An 11,644-nucleotide genomic window follows, 5' to 3' on the forward strand; every position below is an offset into this window, starting at 1 on the left:
TTGTATTTGCACTAGCCGGAGGGTGAACGTGCGTCGTGAGTTAGCGAGCAGATTCTCAGACGGTCGGATAAAATGTGGTAACCAGCCCACGGATATCAGTGTGCCAACTGTCGAGTTGACTGTTGCCTTCGCGCCGAGGTATTAAGAGAAAAAACAAAGGGGTTGAAAGGCCTCGTCATATCAATACAAGAACGTTATCAGAAATTGGCACGAAATAATAGAAAGAGGAAGTGATCTCATGGGAGTATTATATGTTTCAGATTTAGATGGAACATTGCTGAATGACAATCAAGAGATAGATAATGAAACCATTGAAATACTTAATCAACTAATCGACAAGGGTTTGAACTTTACAATTGCAACCGCTCGTTCGATTGAATCTGTCAGGGAGATAGTTAAAGAATTGCACTTAAAGTTGCCAATTATTTTAATTAATGGGGTCTTTATTTTCGATACTGAGAAATCCCAAACCATCCAGAATAATTATCTATCGAGTCAATTGGGTACTCGGGTCGTTCAAACTTATTTGCAATTAGGGCTTAACCCTCTAGTATACACAACTGATACAATTGGAAATTCGCGTATTTACTATAGAGGTATTTTTAATAAGAGCGAGGAGAATTACATAAAAAACAGATTAAGCAAAGGCGATATGAGATTTAGACTTATTCAGGATTACGAAGAATGCATTCATGAGAACATTATTACTGTAAACGCTATAGCTAGTCCGCAAAATCTCGAAAAAGCATACAAAGAATATATTAACAACGAAGAATGTACTTGTCATTTTGGGCCGGACATATATACGCCGGGATTTAATTGGCTCGAAATCTCCAGTCGTCATGCAACGAAGAAAGAAGCAGTATTATATTTAAAGAATAAATTAAATTTTGAAAGATTGGTTTGTTTTGGAGATAACTTAAACGACTTACCCATGTTTGAAGTAGCGGATGAGAAATATGCAGTAAAAAATGCACATGAAATCATCTTAAATACAGCGGACAAAATAATTGAAAGTAACAATAATAATGGAGTAGCAAGATATTTGAAAACAGTATTTTGATTGTATTTCAAAGAAGGTGCCAACTTCTGATAACACCATGTTCACGCTGCGGGTCCTGGCGGACCCTTGGTCTACCCGATGCGATTTGGAGGAGGCGAATTCAGGCAGACAACCCTGCAAGGCTAAGTGGCGGAGCCACCCGGCAGCAAGCTGCCTTAAGCCTTTCGGGTTCGTGAACACAGCAACGTTATATGAAATAACAAGCAAAAAATAAATAGTAGGTGAGAACATGGAAGTGAATATTACGACAGCTTCGCTGTCTGAAAGACATCATGTTGAAAATCTGATGCAGTTTTATATTTATGATTTTACAGAATTTACGAGAGCATCAATTCTTGAAGATGGTACTTTTCGAACATTGCCTGATTTAGATTCTTACTGGAGTGAACAATACAAGAATCACATATATCTGATTAAAGCAGGCGGTGAAGTTGCTGGTTTTATATTGATGAAAGAGACAGAGGATACTAGGAAGTACAACTATTTAGCCCATTTCTTTATTCTTCGTAAATTTAGAAGATCAGGAATTGGCCGGAAAGCAGCAGAAATAATATTGAAAAAATACAAGGGAGAGTGGGAGTTGTATCAACTCGAGAACAATATTCCCGCACAGATTTTTTGGGATAAAGTAATAAAAGACATATCGGATGGAGAAGTAAGGGTTTGGGTTGAGAACGGGAGAAGATATCAGAACTTCTTTTGTAAGTAATTCGAAGATGGCTTGTTACTTCATATAACATCGTATTCACGCATCGCAGCCATTCGGCTGCTCGGTCCGCCCGAGGTATTTCGAGAAGTGGATCAGGCGGACAACCCCTGCGAACCTAACCGCGTCGGCCGCCCCATTCGGGGCTTAAGGTTCTCGGGTTCGTGAATACGAGAGACGTTATATGAAATAGCATGAAAAAATTATAAAAACCTAAAAAACCTAATCGGAGGTAGCTCATGGAAGTTGGAAGAATCTTAGGTATTGCCTACAATGTGATTCCTGTTGAAGACTTAGAAAAATCTGCAGCTTGGTTTGTTAAACATTTTGGATTTAACATCAGAAATAAAAGAGAAGGATATTTAAGTCTTTTTAGGGATAATAGACCGATCTTAGACTTGATACAAAGCGAAAATGATTCAAGAGCTATATTTGAAGTACATCATAAGAAAAGATGGGTAATCACTTTCTTTACTAATGACATTTTATCTTTACATAACTATTTGAAATCAGAAGAAGTTAAAGTCGGAAACATTAGTGATGAAGGAAAGTATGGGAAGTTCTTTGTATTAGAAGATATTGACGGAAATTTATTTGATGTTTGGGAACATCATGATTGTGAACTGATTTACTAATGTTGTAGGTTTTTCAAGGAGCCATGCTACTTCATATAACACCGTGTTCCCACTGCGGGGCATACGCCCCTTGGTCTGCCCGAGGCATTTCGAGGAAGCGGAATCAGGCAGACACACCTGCACCGCCCAAGTCAGCAAGCGGACCCGGCTCCTACGGAGCCTTAGGGCGGTGAGGCGTCGGGAACACAAGAACGTTAGCTGAAATTCCTGAAATTGATACAAAGAAATTAAAAGGGTGAAAATCCAAGATGTCATATATGAAACCTGTAATTCTAGAACCTTATTATGATAAACCTATATGGATTGAGAATGAAGTAAATCGAAAGGAGTTCACTTTCTTATCCTCGAATAGTAGTGAAGCTGAAGTTGAATTGTTTTTATTACATTTATTTGGTTACAACAGAATCGATGTCTCAATATCTTTAGAAGAATCTTTTAAAGAGCTTTTTAAAGAAGATGAAGTAGCAATTTTAGGCGGAGTGGCTTTTATTCAAGATGATGGAGCATTTATTATGCCTAGCTGTTGCTGTGGGCTTGAAGAAATACAATCAATAAGCCACTCAATTAAAGCTAAACAAAGTCCATGGCTTGGACATGATCCATCACCTGGAATTATATATTACGATGATTATGTTTTAGTATGGTCAGATGATCCAGAAACACAAAAGGAAGAACTATTTAGTATAAGGTTTACCTATAAAGAACTATTTGAGGGCCTTGAGAAATGTAAAAAGGACTTACTAGGATTTATAGAAGAACCATTACATAAATGGATTAAGGTGAGAGACGAAGAAATAGCGAATCAAATGAAGCAAAAGATGCTTCTTTGGTTTTTGAAAGATGAATATTTTTGATTGCATTCCAAGAAGTCAGGAACATCAGCTAACATAATATTCACGCATCGGGCATACGCCCTCGGTCCGGTAGAGGGATTTCGGGGAAGCGGAAGCACCGGACACATCCGACTACGTCGGACGTCGTGAACACGAGAACGTTATGTGACAAACCACTAAACCATAAGGAGCAAATACATGGAAATCAAAAAGTTTGAATTTCAAGATCTAGATTCTCTTTTTACTTATTGGGAACAAATAGGGCGTGAAATTCCGTACTTTTTAAATGTATCTAAATCAAAATGGATGAAGTGCATGATTAATGATCAATTAGATGGAGAAGATAAATTTTCATCCACAGAGGTCTACCTAGCAATTGATAATGGTTCGGTAGTTGGATTTATACAATATGGAATACCTAATTTTTGCTGGAATGATAAAGGTGAGAAGTACTATAATCCAAATGTTCTAATCATTCGCCATTTCTTTTTTGATGAGAATATAATAGAAGCAGGAGAACAATTACTGAGAATCGCTTTAATGAGTTCATCAGAATATGAGAAGGTTCATGCGTTTTTTCATATATTTGGTGTTAGTTGTAATGCACATCACGGGAAGTTACATTCAAAATTTACACACATAGAGAATTTACTATTATCAAATCGATTTCTAATTGATTGTGAGAATATTTACTATGTCTTGGACATGAGCTCATTAAAACTTGAAGAAAATTTGAATGATGAACTTGATGTAAAGATCACTTCAATCAACGGTAAATATTACTATGAAGCCTTTAAGGCGAGAGAACCAATTGGAACTGCTCAAGTTACTTTTTTTGATACCTTAACAGATGACGAATCGAAAGATGGAGCGTACTTATTTTGGATCGGAGTTGATGATAAATTTAAAGGCTTGGGATTGGGAACTAAATTTATAACAAAGATCTGCCAACATTTGAATAACAACAATATTCGTTATTTACATACTGATACAATGCTGTCGAATATTACAGCACAACGGTTTTATATAAGGAATAATTTTATTGATAAAGGAATAACACGAGATTATAAACAAAATTAATGTGAGTATTTCGAAGAAGAGTGTTACGTCATATAACATCGCATTCAACGCTACGGGCTGCAAGCGGTCCTTGGTCTGCCCGAGGCATTTCGAGGATGCAATCCAGGCAGACACATCCCACCGCCTAACTGCCGCAAGCGGCAGCCGGACCTTCGGTACTTAAGGCGTTGGGACGTCGTGAATGCGGAAACGTTATGTGAAACCAATGCAGAGATAGGTGAACTTAAATGCCTCAAACAGATAAAGAGATAGAAACATTCTTATTAGCGTTTATTAGAAGGAAAGTTTCACTAGAGATCTTCGAATAATGGTTGTATCTAAATGAAGACAGACTTGAAGAATACTTAGGAAGACTTAAATACTTCAAATTAATAAATATTAATTACAGAACAAAATTAGCCGCAGAAAAAGCAGAATTTCAAGTGGTAGAATGGTTCGGCTACAGAAACCATGAGGACTTTAGAGTTAGAGACTTACTTTCAAGAACAATAGATTCAATATAAGATTATGTTGATTGTTGCCGAGATATTTATACAGAGTACATAAAGGGTTACTACTTCTTAAGAAATATTGCATTAGCTTACATTGAATATGATTATGATGACCAGTTAAATAAACAAGAATATAAAGACAGATTTCTTTCGATCCGGCCTAACGTATTAAAGGAAGCAAGTAGAATGATAGGATTATTAGAGTCAGGAGATCTAGAAATAAATAGAACACATGAATATATAGATAAGAGAACTAATGATCAGAAGCTTGAATAAACCTATTACTTTAGAGAAGAATCACGGAGGCATTGGCATCATATAACATTGCATTCACGCTGCGGCCCCTGTCGGGCCCTTGGTCTGCAGAAGCGAAGGCGAAGAAGTTATTACTGCAGACAACCCTGCGAGGCTAAGTCTTCGACCCGGCGCTAAAGCGCCTTAAGCCTCTCGGTTTCGTGGATGCGGAAACGTTATGTGAAATTATTGCAAGAAATGTGTTGAAGGTGGTGTAAGGTGATTTGCTCAAAAGAGTGGGGAAAGCAAGCGTGCAAATACTTCATTCACCTTCTGAACAGTCGTCCGTTGTTCAAATTCCTCCGACAAAATCTCCTCGCTTTCACCTAGATCAAGGTTAAAATCTGAAATCATGCGGTTGACGGTTTTCCAGTCAAAAAAATTGCATTAATTTCGAATTGGTCGGTAAAACTGCGGATATCCATTTTGGCGCTACCCGAACATGCCTTGTCATCGCAAATGATTACTTTGGCATGAATAAACCCTTTTTGATAACGGTAAAACCGGATCCCTGCTTGCAGTAATTCCCGGGCGTAAGACAATGAAGCGAAGTAAACATGTTTTGAATCAGGAACAGCAGGAATTATGACTCGAACATCGACGCCTTGCATTGCTGCCATTTTTAAAGCAAACAAAAGACGGGGATCGGGAACGAAATATGGAGCTTCAATATAAATCCGTTTCTTAGCTGATCGTTTCATCCGGGCCGGAATTTATTATTTGTATACTTTCGTTCCTTCGACAGTCCCGAGAAGGATAATATTCGGGATCGGTGAGTAACTGCTGTTTAACATCGTACCAATCCGTTGACAAAGTAGATTGAATCCACATTACCGCGTCGCCTTTTATCTTAAAATGCGTATCCCGCCAATATCCGATTTCAGGTGTTTCCCCAAGTATTCATCACCGATATTTAATTCCCCGAAGAATCTGATCTCCCGTCCACAACTACAATTTTTCGATGATTGCGATAATTAATCCGCTTGTTGAAGAATGAAATTATATGATGTTTCGCTAGTTGTCTCATTGTTAGCGGTAACAGGCAGGGAATTAACTTTTCTAAGTATGTCGTGCAGTGTGTCATCCGGATATACGGGTTGGTCGGACGTATCGATAGGGAACCGCATTTTGCATCGATTCGAGAGTAGTTCCTTAGGGTCGTATTTACTATATCACGTTTATCCTGTCCCCAAACGGTTCTATTTTGACATGGGATATTACGGTCTGATTTTTAGTGTGATAAAAGTCACACTTCTAGGATATATTATTGTATGACATGAAATGGAAAAGTGGGGTTAGGCGATGGGAAGTATTAATAAAGATATTGACACTTTAATCATCGGCATTGACGTAGGTTCAACCACTGTCAAAGCTACCGTGGTGGAACCGGAAAGCAAACAAATCTTATGGTCGGATTACCAACGCCACCATACAAAGCAGGCGGAAAAGGTGCTGGAATTGTTGATTGCAATTGGCAATGAATTTCCCGATATGAAGCAAGACAACATCCGTGTCTTTGCGACGGGCTCCGGCAGCGGTCCGATCGCACCGCATATAGGGGCCAAGTTTGTACAAGAAGTGAATGCTGTTACGATGGCGGTGGAACACCTTCACCCTGATGTGGGAAGCGTGATTGAGTTAGGGGGTCAAGACGCAAAGATCATCATTTTCAAAGAAAATGAAGAAACGGGTAATAAACAAGCCCTGACCTCCATGAATGACAAGTGCGCGTCAGGTACGGGGGCCACCATTGACAAATGCATGATTAAAGTAGGCATGCCGATGGAAGAGGTCGGTAAACTTCACTTTGATGACAGCAAACTGCATCATGTGGCCGCCAAGTGCGGTGTATTCGCGGAAACGGACATTGTCAATTTGGTGAAAAGCGGCATACCTTCGCCTGAAATCATGTGTTCTCTAGCCGATGCCATTGTGATGCAGAACCTCTCTGTACTGACTCGCGGAAATACGCTCCGGCACCGTGTTCTGCTGCTCGGAGGACCGAATACATACTTGCCTTTCCTGCAAGAGTGCTGGCGAAAGCGAATACCGCAAACCTGGCAGGATCGAGGATACGATTATCCTAAAGATATGCCCGTCGATGAATTGATTTTTGTTCCTGACAACTCACAGTACTACGCTGCTTTCGGAGCCGTTTTATACGGTATGCACGAGCCGGCAGGCGTTGGAATTTATTCCGGACTGGAAGGGCTGAAAGAATTTATTGCACATGGCCGGAAAGCAAAACTGGGCGAGAAAGCAGGTCCGCCTCTGGTCATGGATCGTCCGGAGCTGGATGAATTCCGCCGGCAGTATCGAATCCCTAAGTTTACACCGACATCCTTCATACCGGGACAGAAGGTGAGAGCCGTGATCGGGCTTGACGGCGGTTCCACTTCGTCCAAAGCTGTTCTGGTTGATGAGGAAGGAACCATCCTGCTTAAGGAATATCAGCTTTCCAAAGGCAATCCGCTTGAAGATACGAAAGAAATGTTAATGCGGATTCGAGATAAAGTGAAAGCACAGGGGGCCGATTTAGAAGTCATCGGTTTCGGGTCGACGGGATATGCAGCGGATGTTTTGGAAAAGACATTAAAAGCGGATGTAAATATTGTAGAGACAGTCGCACATATGATGAGCGCGGTGAATCAGTTCGGCGATATCGATGTCATTTGCGACATCGGCGGCCAGGACATTAAAGTCCTGTTTCTGAAAAACGGAGATATCCGGAATTTCAAGCTGTCCAATCAATGTTCCGCCGGAAACGGGATGCTGCTGCAAGCGATGGCGGATCAGTTCGGTATTCCTGTTCAGGAATACGCCGATACAGCCTTCAGCGCAGGCTTAAGTCCCAAGTTTTCGTATGGTTGTGCTGTATTTTTGGATGCGGACCGGGTTAATTTCCAGAAAGAAGGTTATTCCAAGGAGGAGTTGTTGGCGGGTCTTGCTATGGTTCTGCCGAAAAATGTATGGCAGTACGTCGTACAAATTCCACGCATGTCGGAATTAGGGCGGAAATTCGTTCTGCAAGGCGGTACGCAATATAACCTGGCTGCGGTGAAGGCGCAAGTCGACTATATCAAACAGCGGGTTCCCGATGCTGAAGTTTATGTACATCCGCATCCTGGTGAAGCGGGCGCCATCGGGGCGGCGATGGAAACGCTACGCGTGGTCAAACGGCGTGGATACTCCACCTTCTTAGGACTGGATACCGCTATAAACCTGCGCTATAAGTCGCGTAATGATGAATCCACCCGCTGTTACTTTTGTCCGAACCACTGCAGCCGTACCTTTATCGATTCCGAGACGCCGGATGGTCAAACCGCCCGATATATCTCCGGTTTCTCCTGTGAAAAGGGAACAGTCGAAGATAAGGAAGCTGTAGTCAAGCTGACCAAGGAAAGACAGGAACTGAAAAAACATTACCCTAATCTAGTTGAATATGAGGCCCGCCGCATGTTCCAACATTTCTTTGATGCCGAATCGCTGCCCGAATCGGACATGCAAATGGATGAGGTTCGGATGAAACGGGGTTGGTTTGGTTTAGGCGGCGTGCGAAAAAACCAACAACATCGTCCATTCGATCGCTCTTCCCCCGAGGCGATGGAACGGAGGAAAAAGCTTCGCATCGGGATCCCCCGGGTGCTCAACATTTGGTCCACAGCGCCTTTTTGGCGGACATATTTCGAGACGCTGGGCATCGACCAGAAGAACATCGTATTCAGCGATAATACCAGTGAGGAAATGTGGCAGGAAGGCGGAAAATACGGATCCATCGATCCGTGTTACCCTTCGAAAGTGGCGCAAGCTCATGTTCACAATCTGTTATTCAAGCATCATGAAAAATCACCTTTGGATTATCTCTTTTTCCCATGCATCACCCATATCCCTACACATTTGCACAATGTGATGGACTCTGCCAGCTGCCCGATTGTAGCCGGTGCTCCGAATGTGATCAAAGCCGCTTTCACCAAAGAAGTGAACTTCTTTGAGACAAGAGGTGTGACTTATCTGGATCCGGCGGTCACCTTTACCGAACCGAACATGATGAAGAAGCAACTGTACGAAGCCTTTGCGGAGCATCTGCGGATTACGGAGGATGAAAGCAATTTTGCCGCAGACCAAGGTTGGAAGGCGATGGATCTTTTTGACGTTGAAATGCAGGAAAAGGGACGGTTAATCTTAGAACAGGTAGAACAGGATAACCGCCTCGCCATTCTGATGATCGGACGTCCGTATCATTCGGATCCCGGTCTGAATCACGGAGTTTTGGAAGAATTTCAGGTACTTGGCTACCCGATTCTTTCCCTGCGCTCCATTCCTAAAGATGAGACTTGGCTGCGCCGGTTTTTTCATGATGATCTGCAAAGCGGACGGGTGGAATACGCTCTTGAGGTCACCGACGTATGGCCGGAAAACTTCAGTTCCAACAGTGTCCAAAAGGTATGGGCCGCCAAATTCGCCGCGCGCCATCCGCATGTGGCGGTGCTGGATCTGTCCAGCTTCAAATGTGGGCATGATGCACCCACTTACGGCTTGATCGATTCGATTATTTCTACCGCAGGCACTCCATTTTCCGCCTTACATGATATTGACGCCAACAAGCCAAGCGGTTCAATTAAAATCCGGGTAAAAACGTATGCCCACAGTCTTGGGCTTCATGAAGAGCGATTGCAGGATTTGGCTCGAAAAAAAGCGGAATTGCAGCAGCGTCTGGAGCAAAAACGCGCCGAATTGCTGGACAATCAACAAAACGAGCGACTCGGGATTATATAGAAATTCAAAAAGAGGAGTGAAACCCAATATGGCTATTCTTAAAAAGAAGGGGAAGCTGGAGAAACCGTTGTCCCTTGAAGAAGAACTGTTGAATTTTCAAAAGGAGCAAGAAAAAGCGTTAGGCTTGGATCAGGTAAATAAAAACCAATGGTTTGATCCCGTTCCCCGCCAGTTTTTGGCCAAAGACAAATCATCCACAACCCTTCTCTTCGGGGGAATGACCATGGCCCATGATTATTTGGTGGAAGGAGCGCTGCAAGGTCTGGGATATCGGGTGAAGCATCTGGATTGTCCTGATAATGAATCCTTGCGCTATGGGAAAGAGTTTGGCAACCGGGGACAATGCAACCCGACGTACTTCACGGTCGGTAATTTGATTAAGCATTTGTCCCATCTGCGTGATGTGGAAGGCCTGTCCAAAGACGAGATCATCCGCAATTACCTGTTCATTACGAGTGGTTCCTGTGGTCCCTGCCGCTTCGGCACATATGTCACGGAATACCGTAAAGCATTGCGCGATGCGGGATTTGATGGTTTTCGCGTCTTGCTGTTCCAGCAAACCGATGGTTTAAAACAGGCAACCGGCGGAGAATCAGCCTTGAAATTAGACACCACTTTTTTCTTTAGCTTCTTGAAAGCTGTTTTTCTTGGAGATATTTTGAACGCTCTGGCCTATCGCATTCGTCCGTATGAAGTGATAGTAGGTTCAACGGACGCCGCCATGGATCGTTGCAAGAAGTATATGTTCGATGCATTAAGCCAGCGGAAGCGGTTGGGACCTGCACTGAACCGATGCCGTAATGAACTGAAGGCCGTTCAGGTAGACCGCACAAAGGTTAAACCGAAAGTAAGCATTATCGGTGAATTTTGGGCGATGACCACGGAAGGAGACGGCAATTATCAATTGCAGCGTTTTCTTGAGAACGAAGGGGCCGAAGTAGAAGTGCAGTCGGTTACGGCATGGATACTCTTTCTCATATGGGCAGGACGTTACGATACTTTGCAGCGGATGAACCTGCGGGAGGCGGATTCCGGCAAATTTGGCTTGAAAGGGAAAAATCCCGTCATGCGTCTGCGTATGTTATGGCTTGCCGATCGCGTCTTGCGGGTCATGTTCCAAACCTATGCCAAGGCTGTAGGTCTGCGAAATTATCACTTACCTGACATGGAAGAGATCGCCCGAGTGGCTCATGAGCATTACAACAATCATTTACGCGGCGGCGAAGGTCATATGGAAGTGGGCAAGCTGATTCTCAATGTGGTCAAACGGAAAGTAAATATGACGATTTCGGTTAAACCCTTCGGATGTATGCCTTCTTCCGGTGTATCCGATGGTGTCCAGTCTTTGATCACAGAGAAATATCCTGATGCGATCTTTCTTCCGATCGAAACGACGGGGGATGGGGCAATCAACGTGTACAGCAGGATCCAGATGATTCTTTTCAAGGCTAAACAGTCTGCTCAACAAGAGTTTGAAGAAGCCTTAACGAAAAAAGGCTGGACGGTGATGCAGCTGCAGAAGATAGCAAGTCGTTCGAAAAGAACAAATGCATTACACGCAAGCCGTCATACTGTCGCTTGTACAGCGGCTAATATGATTTATGATATGCGTCGTGTGTCCAACCGATTTTTTTTCCTAAGAAAAAAAGAAGAAATCCATGGTGTATGAATAACTTCAGCCCGGTTTAACAGTAATTGATGACGATGGTCAAAGACTTTCTTCAATTACGTTGAGCCGGGCTTCTATAGTGAAATTACTGTGGAAT

The 11,644-nt window shown here is 42.7% G+C and carries 8 protein-coding genes; 7 read left to right on the forward strand and 1 reads right to left on the reverse strand.

Translation table 11 applies throughout. The features are described 5' to 3' along the window. The first annotated feature begins 238 nt into the window (after positions 1-238). The 5 genes from G5B47_RS20635 to G5B47_RS20655 all read left to right on the forward strand — a co-directional run bounded on the left by G5B47_RS20635 (position 239) and on the right by G5B47_RS20655 (position 4,317). Complete coding sequence (locus tag G5B47_RS20635) at positions 239-1,063, forward strand: HAD family hydrolase (protein ID WP_165102175.1); 825 nt, start codon at positions 239-241, stop codon at positions 1,061-1,063. Between the two features lie 229 nt (positions 1,064-1,292). Then, positions 1,293-1,772 carry a GNAT family N-acetyltransferase gene (locus G5B47_RS20640; protein WP_206107462.1) on the forward strand — a complete coding sequence of 160 codons (480 nt, stop codon included), beginning with the start codon at positions 1,293-1,295 and terminating at the stop codon, positions 1,770-1,772. A 236-nt stretch (positions 1,773-2,008) separates the two neighbouring features. Continuing rightward, entirely contained in the window at positions 2,009-2,404 is a 396-nt protein-coding gene (locus tag G5B47_RS20645) for a VOC family protein (protein ID WP_165102179.1), read from the forward strand. A gap of 257 nt (positions 2,405-2,661) precedes the next feature. Next, positions 2,662-3,258, forward strand: coding sequence for a hypothetical protein (locus G5B47_RS20650; RefSeq protein ID WP_235957242.1), 597 nt, complete (start codon positions 2,662-2,664; stop codon positions 3,256-3,258). 177 nt (positions 3,259-3,435) lie between these two features. Then, positions 3,436-4,317, forward strand: a complete 882-nt coding sequence (locus G5B47_RS20655) for a GNAT family N-acetyltransferase (protein ID WP_165102184.1) — start codon at positions 3,436-3,438, stop codon at positions 4,315-4,317. A 1,135-nt stretch (positions 4,318-5,452) separates the two neighbouring features. Here G5B47_RS20655 and G5B47_RS20660 read toward each other — a convergent pair. Then, a complete protein-coding gene (locus G5B47_RS20660; protein WP_165102186.1) occupies positions 5,453-5,803 on the reverse strand; it encodes a phospholipase D-like domain-containing protein in 351 nt (116 codons plus the stop codon). Positions 5,804-6,404: 601 nt separating this feature from the next. Here G5B47_RS20660 and G5B47_RS20665 point away from each other — a divergent pair. Beyond that, a complete protein-coding gene (locus G5B47_RS20665; RefSeq protein WP_165102188.1) occupies positions 6,405-9,878 on the forward strand; it encodes a BadF/BadG/BcrA/BcrD ATPase family protein in 3,474 nt (1,157 codons plus the stop codon). Between the two features lie 28 nt (positions 9,879-9,906). Next, positions 9,907-11,547 (forward strand): 2-hydroxyglutaryl-CoA dehydratase, encoded by a 1,641-nt coding sequence (locus G5B47_RS20670; protein WP_165102190.1) that lies wholly within the window; start codon positions 9,907-9,909, stop codon positions 11,545-11,547. Positions 11,548-11,644: the final 97 nt, after the last annotated feature.

The organism is Paenibacillus apii (genome assembly GCF_011043685.1).
Classification (GTDB): domain Bacteria; phylum Bacillota; class Bacilli; order Paenibacillales; family Paenibacillaceae; genus Paenibacillus_AQ; species Paenibacillus_AQ sabinae.

Excerpts from the sequence above, each read along its gene's own strand:
- G5B47_RS20635 (WP_165102175.1), top strand. The coding sequence starts at position 239 with ATGGGAGTATTATATGTTTCAGATTTAGATGGAACATTGCTGAATGAC.
- G5B47_RS20640 (WP_206107462.1), top strand. The coding sequence starts at position 1,293 with ATGGAAGTGAATATTACGACAGCTTCGCTGTCTGAAAGACATCATGTT.
- G5B47_RS20645 (WP_165102179.1), top strand. The coding sequence starts at position 2,009 with ATGGAAGTTGGAAGAATCTTAGGTATTGCCTACAATGTGATTCCTGTT.
- G5B47_RS20650 (WP_235957242.1), top strand. The coding sequence starts at position 2,662 with ATGAAACCTGTAATTCTAGAACCTTATTATGATAAACCTATATGGATT.
- G5B47_RS20655 (WP_165102184.1), top strand. The coding sequence starts at position 3,436 with ATGGAAATCAAAAAGTTTGAATTTCAAGATCTAGATTCTCTTTTTACT.
- G5B47_RS20660 (WP_165102186.1), bottom strand. The coding sequence starts at position 5,803 with ATGAAACGATCAGCTAAGAAACGGATTTATATTGAAGCTCCATATTTC.
- G5B47_RS20665 (WP_165102188.1), top strand. The coding sequence starts at position 6,405 with ATGGGAAGTATTAATAAAGATATTGACACTTTAATCATCGGCATTGAC.
- G5B47_RS20670 (WP_165102190.1), top strand. The coding sequence starts at position 9,907 with ATGGCTATTCTTAAAAAGAAGGGGAAGCTGGAGAAACCGTTGTCCCTT.